We start from the raw sequence: 17975 nt of genomic DNA, 5'->3' as shown, positions 1-17975 counted from the left end.
GCCGTCCGGATCACAGGATATCGTCCAGCGCCTCCAGCAGCCGGTCGATTTCGGCCTGCGACGTGTAATGCACGAAGCTCATCCGCAGCACGCCCTCAGAGGGGACGACCCCCATCGCCCGCAATGCGCGCACCGCGTAGAAATCGCCGCCGCCGGCCATGATCCCGCGTTCCGCCAGCGCGGCGGCGGCCTGCGCGCCGGGTTGGTCGAGCGCCACGGCGACGGTCGGCGCGCGCCCGTTCGCCGCCTGCGGCCCTAGAAGGCGCACCGAGTTGCGATCCCCGAGGTGATCGAGCAGCGGTTGCAGCAGCGCGTCCTCATGCGCGCGCATGAGGTCATGCACGCCACCCGCGCGCTCTACCGGGGCGCCGTCGATGCCGTGATGCGCGGCGAGAGCGTCGATGTAGTCGGCCATGCCCGCGCAGGCGGCGATCTGCGCGTGATCCGGCCCCGCGGGGGTGAACCGCTTGTAGAGGCTGCCCTGGTTGAAGAAATGGCCCTGGTTGGGCAATTGCATCCCCAGCTCGCGGCGGATCACCATCAGGCCCTGGTGGGGCCCATAGGTCTTGTAGGCGGAAAAGAGATAGATATCCGCCCCGAGCGCGCCCACGTCGACAAAGCCATGCGGCGCGTAGCTCACCCCGTCGACGCAGACGAACGCGCCCGCGGCATGGGCGAGCTCGGTGATCTCGACCACCGGGTTGACTTCGCCCACCACGTTCGAGCAATGCGGAAAACAGACGAGCCTGACGCGGTCGTCAAGCAGCGGCTCGAGATCCTCGGGCTCCAGGTGGCCGGTGTCGGGGTCGATCTTCCACTCGCGGATCTCGAACCCCTCGTCGGCCAGCCGCCGCCAGGGGCCGCTGTTGGCCTCGTGGTCCTGATCGGTCACCACGATGGCGTCCCCGGGGCGCATCCACTGCGCGAAGGCGCGGGCGAGGACATAGGTGTTCTGCGTCGTCGAGGGGCCAAAGCTCAGCTCGTCGGCCGCCACGCCCAGCATCGCCGCAAGACGGTTGCGCGCCTCGTCCATCTCCTCGCCCGCAAGGCGGCTGGCCGCAAAGGGACCGTAGGGCTGCACCTTGCGCTGGCGGTAGTAGCGCTCCAGCCGCTCGATCACCGGCGCGCAGGTATAGGAACCGCCGGCGTTCTCGAAGAACGCCTGTCCGTCGAGCGACGGTTCGGCGAAGGCGGGAAACTGCGCGCGGACGAAGTCGAGGTCGAGTGGCTGGCTCATGAGGTTCCCCTTCTTGCGGATTCCGCCTGACCAAACAGCAAAGCCCCCCGGCGCGCAAGCACCGGGGGGCTTCGTTTCGGCTCCGTCAGACGGGCGCGCTATGCGATCCGCCGCCGCTCGGCCTGCAAGCCGCGCAGGATCGCCCAGCACATCAGCAGCAACACCAGCGTGAAGGGCAGCCCGGTCGAGATCACCGCCGATTGCAGCGCGGCAAGGCCGCCGCCGATCAGCAGCACGATCGCCACCGCGCCCTCGAAGATCGCCCAGAAGACCCGCTGCGACACCGGCGCGTCCACCTTGCCGCCAGCGGTGATCGTGTCGATCACGAGGCTGCCGGAGTCCGACGAGGTCACGAAGAACACCACCACGAGAATGATCCCGATTGTCGAGGTGAGCGTCGCCAGCGGCAGCGGTTCGAGCATGTGAAAGAGCTTGAGCTCGAGTGCGGCGTCCGCGGCAGCGGTATAGCCGTCATTCACCACCTGCGTGATCGCGGTGCCGCCAAAGACGCTCATCCACAACACGCAGACGAGGCTCGGGATAAGCAGCACGCAGATCAGGAATTCGCGCACGCTGCGGCCGCGGCTGACGCGGGCGATGAACATGCCGACGAAAGGCGACCAGCTGATCCACCACGCCCAGTAAAAGGCGGTCCAGCCCTGCACGAAATTGGTGTCCTCGCGCCCGAACGGGTTGGAAAGCGGGATGAGGTTTTGCAGGTAAGCCCAGAGGCTGTCGGCAAAAAACGTCAGCAACAGGATCGGCCCGCCCACGATCAGCGTGAACACGAGCAGCAGCGCCGCCAGACCCATGTTGAGTTCGGACAAGAGCTTTACGCCGCCATCAAGGCCGCGCACGACCGAGAAGAGCGCGATTGCCGTGATGCCGGTGATGAGCAGCACCAGCAACGTGCTGGAATTCTCCACGCCGGTTTCCTCGGCGTTGCCGTAGGGTATGCCTAGGAAGGTGCGCGTGCCTTCGGCTGCATCGCCCGACCCGTAAAGATAGGTGAGCCCCGACGCCGCCTGTTCGGCCCCGAAGCCGAGCGAGGTGGCGAGACCGAAGAGCGTTGCGAAGACCGCGAGTGTGTCGATGATGTGGCCGGTCCAGCCCCAGACACGTTCGCCAAAGATCGGGTAGAACGCGCTGCGCAGCGTGAGCGGCAAGCCCTTGTTATAGGAAAACAGCGCCAGCGCCAGCGCGACGACAGCGTAGATCGCCCAAGGGTGCAGCCCCCAGTGAAAGATCGTCGCCGCCATGCCGAGCCGAGTCGCCGCCTCGGCGTCGCCGGCCGCGGCCCCCAACGGCGCCCAATCGGTGCGCCCCTCGCTCACGCCGAAGAGCCCGCGCTGTTCGGGCGTGAGCACCTCGTCTAGCTTCGCGCTCACCTCGCCGGGGCTTGCCGCGCCCGCCTCGTTCATCACCGCGTCAAAGGCGGCGCGGCTCTCGAAGCCCTCGGGCGCCGCGCTTGCGTCGTCGGGCATGGCTCCATCATAGACCGCGCTATAGGCGACGCCGCCCTGCGAGGATGTGAAATGACTCAGCGGTTCGGAGACGCCGAAGAACATCAGCCCGATGCCCATTCCGGCCGCGAAAAGCATCGCGAACCAGCCGACATAGCTGTAATCCGGCGTAGCATCGACGCCGCCCAGCCGGATCGAACCGAAGGGACTGACGATCAGGAACAGGCAGAACAGCACGAAGATGTTGGCCGCGCTCAGGAAAAACCAGTCGAATGTCTGGGTGACGAACGCGAACGACCACTCAAACGCAGCCTCCGCTTGGGAGGGCAGCGCCAGCGCGTAGAAGACGAAGCCGACGATAGCCAACCCCGAGATGAAGAAGACCGGGTTGTGAAGATCGAGCCCGAACGGCCCGAAACTCTTGGTGACATTGTCCTGTCCGATCTCGTAATCGGTATCGATGACATCCGCCGCGCCCTCCGGCGCGGGTATGCCCTGATCGTCGGGTTGATCCGTCATATATCCCTCATTGTTCTGGCGGCGCCCTGTTCGCGCGGGCGCCGCGTGTCCGACGTAAGATATGCAAGGGAAGCCGTGTCGCCCCCGGTCATCCCCGGTCAGGACGATGCAGCGTGTATCACGGCGCTACCGGCCCGAATTTCCAGGCTGAGTCTAACAAGATCGTGATGCAAACCTCAACCAATCGGCGCTGAACCGCCCCGCGGCCCGCCCTGCAAGGCCGATCTGCGGCCACGGAATCCTTATCAAAGGGAACACTGACGCATGCGCTGCACGCATGGCGATTCGGCGAATCGCGGCGAATGCGCGCCCGCGATGGTCGCTTTCCGCGACTCGTGTGCCGGAAACGTCCACTTTCCGTGCGACGCATATGTGTGATGCTGACGCTAAGGGGAGGCGGCGCATAAATTGCGCCGGGCGCGGCTGAAAAGGTCGGTTGCGGCGCGATAACGGCTCTTCCCGCGTCGCAACAGACAGGGAAAATCGCATATGCCTACCAAAGCTCCATTCACGGACCTGGAGATCAACACCCAGGACGCCGGCTTTTACAAGGACAACAGCCTGCCGATCGCGCTCATCTCCAAGGGGATCATGGTCGCCCTGGTGATCTGGGCGCTGGTCTGGCCGGCCAACGCGAACGGCACGCTGAGCAGCTGGAACAGCCAGATCCTCGAGGTGTTCAACAGCTTCTACATCGTGATCGTGGGCTTCTTCGCCTTCTTCCTCTTCGTGATCGCGATCCTGCCCAAGTCCGGCGCGCGGGTGATGGGCGTGCCGGGGCAAAAGCCCGAATTCTCGACCTTCTCATGGTTCGCGATGATGTTCGGCGCGGGCCTTGGCGTCGGGCTGATGGTGTTCGCCACCGCCGAGCCGCTGGGCCTCTGGGGTTCGAACCCCGAGGTCGTCGCTGGAAATGTCGAAGGGCAGACCGCCGAGGCGGTGCAATCGGCCTATCGCTACACGTTCCTGCATTACGGCTTTCACGCCTGGGCGATCTACGTGGTGACCGGGCTGTGCCTGGCCTATTACGCCTACACGCGCGACATGCCGCTGACGATCCGCACCGCGCTCACGCCGCTTTTCGGGCGGCTGATGAACGGCTTTCTCGGCCATGTGGTCGACGTGCTGGGCGTGGTCGCCACGATCCTGGGCGTTTCGGTGACCATCGGTTTCGGCGTGAGCCAGTTCATCGACGGCCTTTACGCCATCACCGGCATGGACTGGATGATGAACCTCAGCGGCGACGTCCCCGCCCCCGGCAAGGTCGGTCTGGTCGCGGGTCTCGTGGCGATCATGGGCCTGTCGATCCTCTCGGCGGTGTCGGGCGTCGGGCGGGGTGTGAAATACCTCTCCAACCTCAACCTGGTGCTGTCCTTCATCCTGCTGGCGACCTTCGTCATCTTCGGATCGTTCGCCTTCGCGATGTCGACGTTCGGCTCGGCGCTGGTGGATTACATCCTGCACTTCACACAGCTGAGCTTCGGTCCGTGGATGCCGATGTCGCAGGCGGAATTCGCGGCCGAGATCCCGGCGGCGGCGCAACCGCTCGCCTCGGAGCTCTACGGCGGCGCAACGAACGCATGGGGCAGCTTCGCCAGCTTCCAGTCGGGACTGACAGGCCCGGCGGCAGAGCTGGACGAGGCCACGCTCGCGGCGGTCTACGAGGCCGGTACGCAGGGGCGTCAGTTCGGCTGGCAATCCGCGTGGACCACGTTCTACTGGGCCTGGTGGATCGCGTTCTCGCCCTTCGTGGGGCTGTTCCTCGCGCGGATTTCCAAGGGGCGCACGGTGCGCGAATTCATCCTTGGCTGCGTGATCGCGCCGGCGATCGTCTGCTTCCTGTGGATGACGATCCTCGGCGGCACGGCCTTTGACCTCGAGCTGTCGGGTGTGGCCGACGGCGCCATCACGGGCGCTTCGCAGACCAACCAGCTTTTCGCGACGCTGGGCCAGATGATCAGCGGCGGGCTGCTCTCGGCGCTGACCGTCATGTGCGTGGTGCTGGTGATGACCTTCCTCGTGACCTCGGCGGACTCGGGCATCCTCGTGATGAACACCATCATGTCGGGCGGCTCGCAGGAGACTGGGATCAAGCACCGGATCATCTGGGGCGTTATCCTCACCTTCGTGATCGGCACGCTGATCATCGCCGCGGGCGAAAACAACCCGATGGACGCGCTCAAGAACGCGATGATCATCGGCGCCCTGCCCTTCACGGCGGTCATGGGCTTGATGTGCATCTCGCTGATCAAGGCGCTCTATCGCGACGGCCAGCGTGAGAAAGAGGCCACGATCACCGCGCAACCGGCCGAGTGACGCGCCCGCGCAGAACAGAGGCCTGACGCGGCGCCGCCTTCGGGCGGCGCCGTTTTCGTTTAGGAGGGGCGCGCCGCAAGGCATTGTTGCAAAGGCCTTGCGGCGCGCATGGAAAACCCCGCCGAGGACGTCCTCGGCGGGGTTTCGAGCGCAATATGCAGGCGTTGGTTACTCGTCCTTGTCCTGCTCCAGCGACAGCGCGACGAAGCGCGGTTCGCCGGCGCGGCGCACGAGCAGCAGGATCGACTTGCGGCCCGCCTCGCGCGCGTCCTCGACCCGGGCGCTCAGATCGGCGGGGCCGCTCAGCTTCTGCTGGCCCGCCTCGGTGATGAGATCACCCGCGCGCAGCCCTTTCTCATAGGCTTCGGACAACTCGTCGATGTCGGTGACGACAAGACCCTCGGCATTGTCCGCAAGGTCGAGCTGGCCGCGCAGTTCATCGTCGAGCGGAACCAGCGTCATGCCCATCATCGTCGTCTCGGCCATGCCGTCCTGCCCGCCATCCGGCTGCACGGCGGGAACCGCGCCCTCGGCCTCTTCGCGGCGGCCAAGCGTCACCTTGAGCGTCTTGGTCTCGCCGTCGCGGAACACGACCACGCGCACCGTTTTGCCGACCTCGGCGTCGCCGACACGGCGCACGAGCCCGCGGGTGTCCCGGACCTCCTTGCCGTCGAACGAGGTAATGACGTCGCCCGCCTCAAGCCCGGCCTCGGCCGCAGGCCCTTCCGGCACGTCCGTCACCAGCGCGCCCATCGGCTCGTCGAGGCCGATCGCCTCGGCGACGTCTTCGGTCACGTCCTGGATCCGCACCCCGAGCCAGCCACGGCGCGTCTCGCCGAATTCCTGCAACTGGCTGACGACGCGCGTCACCACGTTGGACGCCATCGAGAACCCGATTCCGATCGAGCCGCCGTTGGGCGACAGGATCGCGGTGTTCACGCCGATGACCTCGCCATCCATGTTGAAGAGCGGCCCGCCCGAGTTGCCCCGGTTGATCGACGCGTCGGTCTGGATGTAGTCGTCATAGGTGCCGCTGAGCGCGCGGTTGCGGGCCGACACGATCCCGGCGGTGACCGAGAACCCCTGCCCGAGCGGGTTGCCCATCGCGATGACCCAGTCGCCGACGCGCGCCGTGTCGCTGTCGCCGAAGGTCACGAAGGGCAGTGGATGTTCCGCCTTGACCTTGAGCAGCGCGATGTCGGTCTTGGGGTCGGTGCCGACGACCTCGGCCTCGAGCTCGGCGCTGTTGTCGTAGAACTCGATGATGATCTCGTCGGCGGCCTCGATCACGTGGTTGTTGGTCACGATGTAGCCGTCCTCGGAAATCACGAAGCCCGAACCGAGCGCCGATGTCCGGCGCGGGCGGTCGCCCTGCCCGCCACGGTCACGGAATTCACGAAAGAAATCCTCAAAGGGCGAACCCTTGGGCACCACCGGCGACGGGCCGGTTCCGGTGGAGACCACGGTCGAGGTGGTGATGTTGACGACCGCGGGGCTGAATTTCTCCGCCAGGTCGGCAAAGCTCTCGGGCCGCGCCTGCGCGGCGAGCGCCTGCATCAGCACCAGCAGCGTGGCGAGGATCGTCAGCGCCAGCGCCCGCATAGCCCGCATGTCGGGGTAAGTCGTGGTTTGGCTGGAAGGTCTCAATGCCAAATCTCCTTGATTGGTGGTCTGTCTTTCGCCGCCTCGCGGGCAGCCCGTTATGCGCCCAATGTAGGCGTCCGGGTTGGTATCGCAATCGCTGCAACAGAGTATAACGTGACCGTGAAAACCCGTGTCCCCGGGCGGGAGTATGGCCGCGGGGCCGCGTCCGGGCAAGCGCGGCGTCAGGCGCCCAGCAACTTGGCGGCCCAGACCAGCAACAGCCCGCTGATCAGCGCCAGCAGGCCGAGCGTGCGGCGCGCCTCTTGCGGAACGTCCCGCAGCGCCTCGAGCATCCGCTCGACGATGGAAGGGGCCAGCGCATAGACCAGCCCCTCCACGATAAGCACCAGCCCGAGGGCGAGGAGCGTCGTTTCGATCATTCCACGGTGGCCGCGGGCGCGGTGGTTGTCAGACCGTCATCCGCGCCGGTATCCGCGGCGTTGTCGTCCTGCGCCGGCTGATCCTGCGCGCCCTGATCGTCCGCTGTTTCACCCCCAGCCGTTTCATCGCCCGCCGCACCGGTCGCGTCTGCGTCGGGCTGGCCGGCGTCCTCTGTCTGTCCGGCGCCGGACTGATCGGCCTCCGTCTGCCCGGCGTCGTTCCCTGCCGCCGCCTCGTTGGCGCGCGTCGGGATGAGGCCTGTCGGATCGGGATTGCGCAGATAGTTGAAGAACGCACCTGACGGCGAAATCACCATCGACGAGTTCTGACCGTCCAGCGCCTTGCGATAGGCGTTGAGCGAGCGGTAGAATTCAAAGAATTCCTCGTCCGCGCCAAAGGCTTCGGCGAAGATCGCGTTGCGCCTGGCGTCGGCCTCGCCTCGGGTGATCTCGGCCTGGCGCTTGGCGTCCGACACGATCTCGACCTGGGTCCGGTCGGCCTGCGCGCGCACGCGCTGCGCCGCCTCGTTCCCGCGCGCGACCTCGTCGGCGGCCTCGCGCTCGCGCTCGGCGCGCATCCGGGCGAAGGTCGCGTCGAGGTTCTGGCTGGGCAGGTCGGTGCGCTTGAGGCGCACGTCCACCACCTCGATGCCAAGCTCCTGCGCCTCCTTGATGGCGGCGTTGCGGATGCGCAGCATCAGCGCGGCGCGGTCCGAGCTCAGGATGTCGTTGGAACTGACCGAGCCCAGCACCTCGCGCGTCCGCGACCGCAGGATGGAATCGAGCCGGTTTTCAGCGAACGGAATGCCGCCGTCGCCCACCGCCTCGCGGAACTTGCGCACATCGGCGATGCGGTAGCGCGCGAAGGCGTCCACCACCAGCCGGCGATCGTCCAGCGGCGTCACCTCGAGCGGGTCGACGTCGCGGCTCAGGATGCGGTCGTCATAGCGGACCACCTCCTGGATGAGCGGGATCTTGAAGCCGATCCCGGGCTCTTCCTTGACGTCGATGATCTTGGAGAATTGCAGGACGAGCGCCTTCTCGCGTTCGTCCACGATGAAGACCGACGAGAGCGCGATGACGATCACGACGGCGATCGCCGGCAACAACAGGGCTGATTTCCGCATCTTACTGGCCTCCGGAATTCTTGCGCAGCTCGTTCAGCGGAAGGTAGGGCACCACGCCCGATCCGCCGCCGCCGGTCTGGTTTTCGTCGAGGATGATCTTGTCCATGTCGCCCAGGACGTCCTCCATCGCCTCGAGGTAGAGCCGCTTGCGCGTCACTTCGGGCGCCTTGCGGTATTCGCCCAGCACCGCCGAGAAGCGGCTCGCCTCGCCCTCGGCCTCGTTGACCACTTGCGCGCGGTAGCCTTCGGCCTCTTCCAGCGTCTGCGCGGCCTCGCCTCGGGCCTGCGCCAATACGCGCGCGGCGTAGGCGTCGGCCTCTTTCTCGAGCCGGTCGCGTTTCTGTTCGGCGGCCTGCACCTCGCGGAAGGCGTCGATCACCTGGTGCGGCGGGTCGGCCTTGTCGAAGTTGACGCGCACCACCTGCACGCCGCTGTCATAGCTGTCCAGCGTCGACTGGATCAGATCCTCGAGCCGCGAGGCGATCGCGCCCCGGTCGCGGTTGAGGATCGGCGCCAGCTGCGATTGCGCGATGATCTCGCGCATGGCCGACTCGGACACCGCGCGGATGGTCATGCGCGGGTCGCGCAGGTTGAACAGGTACTTGGACGGGTCGCTGATGTTCCAGACGACCTGGAAATCGATGTCGACGATGTTCTCGTCCCCGGTCAGCATAAGACCCTGTTCCGAGCCCCGCCCGCCAACGCCGATATCCTCGTTGCGCTCGCTCGTCACGACGACTTTCTCATAGGTCACCAGCGGCCAGGGCGCGAGGTGCGGCCCCGGGCCCGTGGTGCGGTGGTATTCCCCGAGGAACAGCTCGACCGCGCGCTCCTCGGGCTTGACCGTGTAGAAGCTGGCGAAGAGCCAGAGCCCCACCACGACAAGCAGCCCGATGATCACGGTGCCCCTCGTCAGTTGCGGCCCTCCGGAACCGCCGCCGGCGCCGCCTCCGCCGCCACCGCCGCCGCGCCCACCCATGAGCACGCGCAACTGGTCCTGACCCTTCTTCATCAATTCCTCGATCTCGGGGATGGGCGGGCCGCCGCCCTCGGGCCTGCGCCCGCCGCCGGGACGGTTGCCGCCGGGACGCTCGCCGCCGCCGTTACGACCGCCCGATCCGCCCCCAGAATTGCCGCCGCCGCCCCAGGGGCCGCCAGACTGTCCTGCCATTTACCTTCGTTCCTTCTGCCTTGGCGCCGCATGCGGCGCGTGACGTTCCTTCCAAACTGTATAGTCCCGGGCGAAATTCAACCCGCAAGACCCCCGATCAGGCGCTGCGAACAGGGGTTTTCATGGTCACCAGCTCTTCCGACATGGTTGGATGCACGGCGCAGGTGCGATCAAACTCTTCCTTGGTCGCGCCCATCTTGACCGCGATCCCGGCCATCTGAATCAGTTCGCCGGCCTGGGGCGCGACGATGTGACAGCCCAGCACCCGGCGGCTCTCCTTGCTGACCACCAGCTTCATCAGCACCCGGTTGGCGCGTCCGGCAAAGGCCTGCTGCATCGGCTTGAACGAGGTGCAATAGATCTCGACCGGCTCCTTCTCGCGGGCCTCTTCCTCGGACATGCCGACAGTCCCCAGTTCGGGCTGGGTGAAGATCGCCGAGGGGATCAACTCGTGATCGACCGGCGTGGGGTTTCCCTTGAAGACGGTTTCGACAAAGGCCATGCCCTCGCGGATCGCGACCGGCGTGAGGTTGACGCGATCCGTCACGTCGCCGATGGCGTAGATCGACGGCACGGCGGTCTGCGAATACTCGTTGACGACGATTTCGCCGTTCCGGCCCAGTTCGACGCCGATCTCCTCGAGGCCCAGACCTTCGGTCTTGGGCTTTCGTCCGGTGGCGAGAAACACCTGGTCGAACACCTTCTCTATGCCGGTCGTGGTCTTCACGCGATAGCCCGCGTCGTCGGGGGTCACCTCGCGCACGGTCGATCCGAGCTTGAGATCGACGCCAGCCCCGATCATCTCTTCCGCGATCAGCCCGCGGGCCTCGTCGTCGAAACCGCGCAGGATCTGCGCGCCGCGGTAATACTGCGTCACCTGGACGCCAAGGCCGTTGAGAATGCAGGCGAATTCGCAGGCGATGTAGCCGCCGCCGATGATCAGGATCGATTTCGGCAACATATCGAAGTGAAAGATGTCGTCGCTCACGATTCCATGTTCGGCCCCCGGCAGATCGGGGCGCATTGGATAGCCGCCGGTCGCGATCAGGATGTGCTTTGCCGTGAATTCCGCGCCGCTCGACAGCGCGACGGTATGCGCGTCCTTCAGCGTGGCGCGCGCGTCATAGGTGGCCACGCGACTGTTGGCGAGCAACCCGCGATAGACCCCTTCGAGCCGGTCGAGCTCCGCGTGCAGCTTGCCGCGGAACGCGTCCCAGTCGAACCCGCCGGCATGCACGGTCCAGCCGAACGCGCGCGCGTCCTCCATTTCCGTCGGGTAGCCGCTGGCGTAGACCATCAGCTTCTTCGGGACGCAGCCGCGGATCACGCAGGTGCCGCCGTAGCGGTCCTCCTCGGCCAGCGCCACGGACGCGCCCGTCTCCGCCGCCACCCGCGCCGCGCGCACCCCGCCCGAGCCGCCGCCGATGACGAAAAGGTCGTAGTCGAATGTCATGCCTGTCCTCTCGCCGCCTCAGTCCATCATGTCCGTGAAGAGGTTCTCGCTCTCCACGAAATCAAGCCGATCCTTCTCGACCGTGCCTTCGTTGATGTCGCGCATCTCGACCCGCCCGTCGCCGTAGCCGATCACCACCACGTCGCAGATATCGACGAAAAGCCCGTTCTCGACCACGCCGGGGATCTGGTTCAGGACCATCGCCACCTGCCGCGCGTTGCCGATGCGCCCGAGATGCAGATCGAGAATATGATTGCCCTCGTCGGTGACGTAAGGATGATCGCCGTTCATCCGAAGGGTCACGTCGCGCCCCATCACGTCGACCGAGATCAGCATCTCCTCGAGCAGCGCGCGCGTCGTCTGCCAGCCGAACGGGATCACCTCGACCGGCAGCGGGAACGCGCCTAGACGCTCGACCTCCTTCGCCGCATCGGCGATCACGATCATCTGGTCGCTGGCGGTAGCGACGATCTTTTCCTGCAAGAGCGCGCCGCCGCCGCCCTTGATGAGGTTCAGCTCGCCGTCGAATTCGTCGGCGCCGTCGATGGTCAGGTCGAGCCATTTCGCCTCATCGAGGCTGATCACCTCGATCCCCACCTCGCGGGCGAGCTGCGCGGTGCGGGTCGATGTCGGCACGCCGCGGATCTTCAGCCCGTCCTCGCGCACAAGTTCACCCAGGCAGCGCACCATCCACGCCGCGGTGCTGCCGGTGCCCAAGCCGACGCGCATCCCGTCCTCGACGTAATCGACCGCGCGCTTGGCGGCGACGAACTTGGCCTTGTCGATGGGCGACAATTCTCCGGTCATGGCGGCGACTCCTCAGAACTTTGCGACAGGTATAGGGAAGATGGGCCCGGGGTGCGAGGCCGAATCGCCAAGGATTGCACGCAGCCCGGCGGATGCGCGCATCGGGTGTTCGCCTGCACGCCCGAACCGCGCTATTGATGGGCATGACCGACCGAATCCGCCTGCATTACGCGCCCGACAACGCCTCGCTCATCATCCGCCTCGCGCTCGAGGAGCTGGGCCTGCCTTATGATGCCGCGCTTGTGGATCGCGCCGCCCGCGCGCAGGAGGGCCCCGCCTACCGCGCGATCAATCCCAACGGGCTGATCCCGGCGATCGAGACCCGCCATGGCGCGATCTTCGAGACGGCGGCGATCCTGCTCTGGCTGGACGAGGCGCATCCTGGCGCGCTGGCGCCCGCGCCCGGAGACGCGGCGCGGGGGGACTTTCTCAAATGGCTGATCTTTCTCGCCAACACGGTCCATCCCACGTTGCGGATGCGTTTCTACCCCGAGAAATACATCGGCCCCGACAGCGCGGCGCACGCCGCACTGCTGGCCGGAACGCAGGCCGATCTCACCCGCCAGTTCGACACGCTCGAGCGGCACGCCGGCGGCGTGTTCGGCGCGGCGGACCCGACGATGATCGACCTCTACCTCGCGCCGATGCTGCGCTGGACGGCGCTCTATCCTTCGGGCGACTGCAGCTGGTTCAACCTGTCGCAATGGTCCGCGTTGCGCGCGCTCGCCCAACGGGTCGAAACACGGCCCAGCGCCATCAAAGCCAAGCGCGCCGAGGGTCTGGGCGAAACGCCTTTCTCGGCCCCGCGCCACGCCACGCCGCCCGAGGGCAGCGCGACCTGACCGCGCGACTTGGGATTTGCCATCCGCCCCGCTTTGTCGGACAAAGGAAGGCACGCCCGCGCGAAAGGACACGCACATGACCTGGCTCACCCGTTCCGGCCGCCCCCTGCCCCCGGCGATCACCGGGCAGGCCGCGGGTATGGCCGCGGATCCGGTGAACCGGCGCGAATTCCTCGCGCTGGCCAGCAGTTTCGGCGCCTCGACCGCCACGGCCTATGCCATGTTGGGGCTTGCCCAGCCAGCACGCGCGCAGGCGGCGGACGCCAACGCCGCACCGTCCGAACGCACCGACGTGCGCATCCAGATGGAGGTGCGCCCGCTGGCCGATCCGCGCACCTTCGACTGGTTTCAGGCCGCCAACGTCACGCGCGGCTGGCTGGAATACCTGGTGAGCTACGAAAACGACGGCACGTTCCGCCCGCAGCTTCTCGAGGCCTGGGAAATCAGCGAGGACGCGCAGCATTACACGCTTCACCTGCGCCCCGGCGTGACGTGGAATGACGGCGCGCCCTTCACCGCCGGCGACGTCGCCCACAACATCGCGCGCTGGTGCGACCGCACCGTGCCGGCCAATTCGATGGCCGGGCGCTTTGCCGTGCTTGTCGATCCCGAGACCGACCGCCTGCTGCACGGCGCGGTCGAGACAATCGACGCGCATACCGTGGCGCTGCACCTGCCGCGGCCCGACATATCGTTGATCGCCGGCATGGCCGACTATCCGGCCGCCATCGTGCCGCGGGGGTTCGACCCCGAGACCATGATGGAAAACCCCGTCGGCACCGGCCCCTACCTGCCCGAGCGGGTGGAGCCGCGGCGCGGCGCGGTGCTGGTGCGCAACGACGCGCATGACTGGTGGAACGCCGGCAACGGCGCCTGGATGGAGCGGATCGAGTTCATCGACCTGGGCACCGATCCGGCCAGCTACGCCGCCGCCGCGCTGGCCGGGCAGATCGACATGACCCATTCGGTCGAGGGCGAATTCATCGACGTATTCGACGCGATGGAGGGCTGGGTGCAGAACACCGTCATCACCGCCGCCACCATCGTGATCCGCGGCAACCAGAAGGCGGAAATCGACGGGCGCAAGCCCTATGCCGACCAGCGGGTCCGGCGTGCGCTGCAATTGGCGATGAGCAACGCGATCCTGCTCGAACTCGGCTATAACGACCGCGGCGAGCTGGCCGAGAACCACCACGTCTCCCCGCTGCATCCGGCCTATGCGCCGATGCCGCCCCCCGTCCTCGACCCCGCCGCCGCGAAGGCGCTGATGGAGGAAGCGGGCTTTGCCGATTTCGAGCACGAGCTCGTCTCGCTCGATGACAACTGGCGACGCAACACCGCCGACGCCGCCGCCGCGCTCCTGACCGACGCCGGCATCAAGGTGCGCCGCAAGATCGTGCCGGGCGTGGATTTCTGGGCGAACTGGGTGCGCTACCCCTTCAGCACCACCGACTGGGGCCATCGCCCGCTGGGCGTGCAGACCTACGCGCTGGCATACCGCTCGGGCGAGCCCTGGAACGAGTTTGGCTGGTCCAACCCGCGCTTTGACGCGCTGCTGGAGGACGCGCTGGCGACGCTCGACATCGACAAGCGCCGCGCCATCATGGCCGAGCTCGAGGCGCTGGTGCGCGAGGACGCGGTCACGGTGCAGCCTTATTGGCGCCGGCTCTTCAACCACACGGTCGAAGGGTTGCAGGGCGGCGGCCACAACATCGCGTTCGAGATCCGCCCCGCGGAGTTGCGATGGAGCCAGGCGGGCCGCAAGGGCCCCTGAAACGGAAGGAAAGCAACATGGACAAACACATCATCCCCGCCCGGCAGGGCGCCGCCTTTCGGGTGGCCGAAGGCCAACGTATCAGGATCGAGACGCCCAAAGGCGCGCAGACGGCCGATTTCTTCGCCTTCAACGCGCAGAATATCGGCGAATGGCTGTCCCCCAACCACACCTGGGCCGCGCATTTTCGCGCCCGGCCCCGGCAGGGCGACGCGTTCCTGTCGCGGTTCCGCCGCCCGATGCTCGACTTCACCGAGGACGGCGCGGACGGCGTGCACGACATGATGATCCCGGCCTGCGACCACGTCCGCTATGAGTTCTTCGGGCACGAGGGGCACCACCCCAACTGCGCCGAGAACCTGCATATCGCGATGCGGCGGCTGGGCTACCAGATCGACGTGGTGCCCCAGCCGGTCAACTTCTTCATGGACGTCTCCGCCCAACCGGATGGCAGCCTCGTGTCGCCGCCCAACAGCGTGAAGCCGGGCGGATACGTCCTGCTCACTGCGCGGATGGATCTCATCTGCGCGGTGTCCTCGTGCCCGTTCGATCTGCCAACCGATAGCTGGGCGATCAACGCCTCGGGCGGCCCGACTGAACTGGCGGTCAGCGTGTCATGAGCGGGGCGGCGGGGTGAAACCCCGCCCTACACCATCGCGGAAATCTGGTGCATAAGGCGCGCGAGCCGATTCACCCGACCGAGGACCAAGCCATGCACGACATCCGGGCCATCCGCGAAAACCCCGACGCCTTCGACGCCGCGCTCACGCGGCGTCCTGGCGAGTCGGCGATGGCGCGCGAGATCCTCGCGCTTGACGAGGCGCGGCGCGCGCGCATCAACGCCGCCGAAACCGCGCAAGCCGAGCAGAACAAGGCCAGCAAGCAGGTCGGCGCCGCCAAGGCCGGCGGCGACACGGCAGAGTTCGAGAGGCTGCGCGCATTGGTCGGCGAGAAGAAGGCCGAGGTCGCCGCCATGCAGGCCGAGGCCAAGGAACTGGATGCGCAGTTGACCGAGATGCTGATGGGCCTGCCCAACCTGCCGTTTGAGGACACGCCCGAGGGCGCGGACGAGGCCGACAATGTCGAGTTGCGCCGCTGGGGCGCGCCGGCCACCTTCGATTTCGCGCCGAAAGAGCATTACGAGATCCCCGGCGTCCTGCCCGGCATGGATTTCGAGACGGCGGCGAAGCTCTCGGGCAGCCGCTTCGTCGTGCTCTCGGGCGCGGTGGCGCGCATTCACCGCGCGCTGGCGCAGTTCATGATCAACACGCATGTCGACACGAACGACCTCACCGAGACATGGACGCCGGTGCTGGTGCGCGACGAGATGATGCTCGGGACCGGACAATTGCCCAAGTTCGGCGAGGACAGCTATCGCACCACCAACGGCTGGTGGCTGGTGCCCACGGCCGAGGTCACGCTCACCAACATCGTGAACGGCATGGTCGTGGATGAGGGCTACCTGCCGCGCCGCTACGTCGCCCATACCCAATGCTTCCGCTCCGAGGCGGGCAGTGCGGGGCGCGACACCGCCGGCATGCTGCGCCAGCACCAGTTCGAGAAGGTCGAGATGGTCAGCGTCACCCACCCCGATCACAGCCGGGACGAGCTTGAGCGCATGACACGCTGCGCCGAGGGTATCCTTGAGGCGCTCGGCCTGCCCTACCGCACCGTGGCGCTCTGCACCGGCGACATGGGCTTTGGCGCGCGCCGCACCCACGATATCGAGGTCTGGCTGCCCGGGCAGGACGCCTATCGCGAGATTTCGTCGGTCTCGGTCTGCGGCGATTTCCAGGCGCGGCGGATGAACGCCCGCTTCAAACCCGAAGACGGCGGCAAGCCGCGCTTCGTGCATACGTTGAACGGGTCCGGTCTCGCCGTGGGGCGGTGCCTGATCGCGGTGCTGGAGAACGGGCAGCAGGCGGATGGGTCGGTCGCGCTTCCCGAAGCGATCCATCCCTATCTCGGCGGCCGGACGCGGTTGACGCCCGACGGCGCGCTGACCTGATTCAAAGGCGCAGGCTGCCGGGGCGGTAATCGCTCACCTCGCTGTAACGCTCCCGCACGGAGGAATGCACCTCCCATTCCCGCTTCGGCCCCTTACGCCAGCGGCGCAGCCAGCCCGCGCGCACCGGCAGTTCGTCGCTCGCGACGCGCGCATCGGGACGGGGAAACCCGTCCGCCGCGCCGTCTGCGAGCAGCAGGTCCGGCACACCCCCGAGCAGCCAGTCGAGCGTATAGGCGCTAAGCGCCGGCGTGTCGCCACTGCCGCCAATGATGCCATGCGTTCCCACGAACCAGACCTGCTGATAGGAGCGCGCCGGGCCGGTGTCGCCCTTGTTCAGACCTTGCCGGCCTTCCACGTCGTCGAGGTTGCTCCAGAGCGCGGGCGCGTAGAAGACGCGCATCTCGTCAAGTGCTACGGCATGGCGCGCGGCGCGCACGAGGCTTGAGAGGTCGGTGTCGTGAAACCGGTAGCGGCGGTTCCAGAAATAGGCCAGCCCCCCGAACAGCGCGACCGGGATCCCGAGCGCACCCACCGTGTCCCAGACCCCCACATAGGCGATGTCGACCAGCGCCGAGCCGTCGCCGCGCCATTCCTGATCCGCTTTCGAGGTCGCGAATTCCGGCGACAGCCGCGCGCGTTCGGCGCGCACCCGGGGCGCGTCGGGATGGTTGCGCTCGCCCGGCAGGCGGTAGAGCGCGTAAGCGGCGTTGATGCCGGCGGGGCTGGTGTCGCGCGCGATCCCGCATTTGCGGATCATCCCGGCGAGCGAACGCGCGGTATAGGCGCCGCGCGAGAACCCGAAGAGGCAGATCTCGTCACCCCGTCGATAAACCTGCGCGATGAACTGGTAGGCCTGCTTGACCTTCGCATCCAGCCCCCAGCCGAAGATCCCGCCGCCGAAGCGGTTCACCAGCCGCATCACCGGCCCGTCGAACCGCCTGTCGGTCCCGACGCCAGCGAAATAGGCCACCACCTGCCCGCGCGTCGGATCGCTCGTCAGCGCGCGCGAGAGCGTGGCCACATGGGTCGGGATGGCCGCGTTGCGCGCGTTCCAGGTGCCGTCGCAGAGTATGACGATGCGGGTCATGGCGCGAGTGGTCTCCGTGGCTCGGCGCGGGCGGGGCTTGCCCAAGCCAGCTTACGACACAATCCGGAAGCGTAAAACGCCCCGCTTGCGCCACCACGCGCCTCCGCAGAAGGGGAGATACCCGTCCACCGACCGGGCGCCCGCACG

14 protein-coding genes are annotated in these 17975 nt (G+C 67.0%); 5 read left to right on the top strand and 9 right to left on the bottom strand.

All coding sequences use genetic code 11. The features are described 5' to 3' along the window. Window positions 1–10: 10 nt before the first annotated feature. Entirely contained in the window at window positions 11–1237 is a 1227-nt protein-coding gene (locus D6850_RS03815; protein WP_121163916.1) for an aminotransferase class V-fold PLP-dependent enzyme, read from the bottom strand. A gap of 98 nt (window positions 1238–1335) precedes the next feature. Beyond that, window positions 1336–3219, bottom strand: a complete 1884-nt coding sequence (locus D6850_RS03810; RefSeq protein WP_121163913.1) for a BCCT family transporter — start codon at window positions 3217–3219, stop codon at window positions 1336–1338. 489 nt (window positions 3220–3708) lie between these two features. On the opposite strand from D6850_RS03810, the gene D6850_RS03805 reads away from it, so the two are divergent. Continuing rightward, window positions 3709–5535 (top strand): BCCT family transporter, encoded by a 1827-nt coding sequence (locus D6850_RS03805; RefSeq protein ID WP_121163912.1) that lies wholly within the window; start codon window positions 3709–3711, stop codon window positions 5533–5535. Between the two features lie 168 nt (window positions 5536–5703). Here D6850_RS03805 and D6850_RS03800 read toward each other — a convergent pair whose 3' ends face one another. The 6 genes from D6850_RS03800 to rpiA all read right to left on the bottom strand — a co-directional run bounded on the left by D6850_RS03800 (window position 5704) and on the right by rpiA (window position 12117). After that, window positions 5704–7146, bottom strand: a complete 1443-nt coding sequence (locus D6850_RS03800) for a DegQ family serine endoprotease (RefSeq protein WP_245964088.1) — start codon at window positions 7144–7146, stop codon at window positions 5704–5706. Window positions 7147–7361: 215 nt separating this feature from the next. Further along, window positions 7362–7559 (bottom strand): DUF2065 domain-containing protein, encoded by a 198-nt coding sequence (locus D6850_RS03795; RefSeq protein WP_121163910.1) that lies wholly within the window; start codon window positions 7557–7559, stop codon window positions 7362–7364. Then, window positions 7556–8686, bottom strand: coding sequence for a protease modulator HflC (gene hflC / locus D6850_RS03790; RefSeq protein ID WP_121163909.1), 1131 nt, complete (start codon window positions 8684–8686; stop codon window positions 7556–7558). The genes D6850_RS03795 and hflC overlap by 4 nt, the downstream gene beginning before the upstream one ends. A gap of 1 nt (window position 8687) precedes the next feature. Further along, entirely contained in the window at window positions 8688–9857 is a 1170-nt protein-coding gene (gene hflK, locus D6850_RS03785; RefSeq protein ID WP_121163908.1) for an FtsH protease activity modulator HflK, read from the bottom strand. Window positions 9858–9954: 97 nt separating this feature from the next. Then, window positions 9955–11310 (bottom strand): glutathione-disulfide reductase, encoded by a 1356-nt coding sequence (gor, locus tag D6850_RS03780; RefSeq protein ID WP_121163907.1) that lies wholly within the window; start codon window positions 11308–11310, stop codon window positions 9955–9957. Window positions 11311–11328: 18 nt separating this feature from the next. Beyond that, entirely contained in the window at window positions 11329–12117 is a 789-nt protein-coding gene (gene rpiA / locus D6850_RS03775) for a ribose-5-phosphate isomerase RpiA (RefSeq protein WP_121163906.1), read from the bottom strand. 143 nt (window positions 12118–12260) lie between these two features. On the opposite strand from rpiA, the gene D6850_RS03770 reads away from it, so the two are divergent. The 4 genes from D6850_RS03770 (at window position 12261) to serS (ending at window position 16741) form a co-directional block, all read left to right on the top strand. Beyond that, window positions 12261–12959 carry a glutathione S-transferase family protein gene (locus D6850_RS03770; protein ID WP_121165084.1) on the top strand — a complete coding sequence of 233 codons (699 nt, stop codon included), beginning with the start codon at window positions 12261–12263 and terminating at the stop codon, window positions 12957–12959. A 76-nt stretch (window positions 12960–13035) separates the two neighbouring features. Then, on the top strand, window positions 13036–14733 hold the full coding sequence (locus D6850_RS03765; protein ID WP_121163904.1) for an ABC transporter substrate-binding protein: 1698 nt from the start codon (window positions 13036–13038) through the stop codon (window positions 14731–14733). A gap of 17 nt (window positions 14734–14750) precedes the next feature. Further along, a complete protein-coding gene (locus D6850_RS03760; protein WP_166433981.1) occupies window positions 14751–15353 on the top strand; it encodes a DUF1989 domain-containing protein in 603 nt (200 codons plus the stop codon). Between the two features lie 92 nt (window positions 15354–15445). Next, window positions 15446–16741, top strand: coding sequence for a serine--tRNA ligase (gene serS / locus D6850_RS03755; RefSeq protein ID WP_121165082.1), 1296 nt, complete (start codon window positions 15446–15448; stop codon window positions 16739–16741). A gap of 1 nt (window position 16742) precedes the next feature. On the opposite strand, the gene D6850_RS03750 is transcribed toward serS, so the two are convergent. Next, complete coding sequence (locus D6850_RS03750) at window positions 16743–17828, bottom strand: DUF2235 domain-containing protein (protein WP_121163900.1); 1086 nt, start codon at window positions 17826–17828, stop codon at window positions 16743–16745. Window positions 17829–17975 lie beyond the last annotated feature (147 nt).

Origin of the sequence: Roseovarius spongiae, from assembly GCF_003651245.1 — a bacterium.
Classification (GTDB): domain Bacteria; phylum Pseudomonadota; class Alphaproteobacteria; order Rhodobacterales; family Rhodobacteraceae; genus Roseovarius; species Roseovarius spongiae.
This window is presented reverse-complemented; position numbering and strand designations above follow the sequence as displayed.

Bases quoted from the DNA above. Each gene is read 5' to 3' on its own strand.
- D6850_RS03815 (WP_121163916.1), bottom strand. From the start codon at position 1,237: ATGAGCCAGCCACTCGACCTCGACTTCGTCCGCGCGCAGTTTCCCGCC.
- D6850_RS03810 (WP_121163913.1), bottom strand. From the start codon at position 3,219: ATGACGGATCAACCCGACGATCAGGGCATACCCGCGCCGGAGGGCGCG.
- D6850_RS03805 (WP_121163912.1), top strand. From the start codon at position 3,709: ATGCCTACCAAAGCTCCATTCACGGACCTGGAGATCAACACCCAGGAC.
- D6850_RS03800 (WP_245964088.1), bottom strand. From the start codon at position 7,146: ATGCGGGCTATGCGGGCGCTGGCGCTGACGATCCTCGCCACGCTGCTG.
- D6850_RS03795 (WP_121163910.1), bottom strand. From the start codon at position 7,559: ATGATCGAAACGACGCTCCTCGCCCTCGGGCTGGTGCTTATCGTGGAG.
- hflC (WP_121163909.1), bottom strand. From the start codon at position 8,686: ATGCGGAAATCAGCCCTGTTGTTGCCGGCGATCGCCGTCGTGATCGTC.
- hflK (WP_121163908.1), bottom strand. From the start codon at position 9,857: ATGGCAGGACAGTCTGGCGGCCCCTGGGGCGGCGGCGGCAATTCTGGG.
- gor (WP_121163907.1), bottom strand. From the start codon at position 11,310: ATGACATTCGACTACGACCTTTTCGTCATCGGCGGCGGCTCGGGCGGG.
- rpiA (WP_121163906.1), bottom strand. From the start codon at position 12,117: ATGACCGGAGAATTGTCGCCCATCGACAAGGCCAAGTTCGTCGCCGCC.
- D6850_RS03770 (WP_121165084.1), top strand. From the start codon at position 12,261: ATGACCGACCGAATCCGCCTGCATTACGCGCCCGACAACGCCTCGCTC.
- D6850_RS03765 (WP_121163904.1), top strand. From the start codon at position 13,036: ATGACCTGGCTCACCCGTTCCGGCCGCCCCCTGCCCCCGGCGATCACC.
- D6850_RS03760 (WP_166433981.1), top strand. From the start codon at position 14,751: ATGGACAAACACATCATCCCCGCCCGGCAGGGCGCCGCCTTTCGGGTG.
- serS (WP_121165082.1), top strand. From the start codon at position 15,446: ATGCACGACATCCGGGCCATCCGCGAAAACCCCGACGCCTTCGACGCC.
- D6850_RS03750 (WP_121163900.1), bottom strand. From the start codon at position 17,828: ATGACCCGCATCGTCATACTCTGCGACGGCACCTGGAACGCGCGCAAC.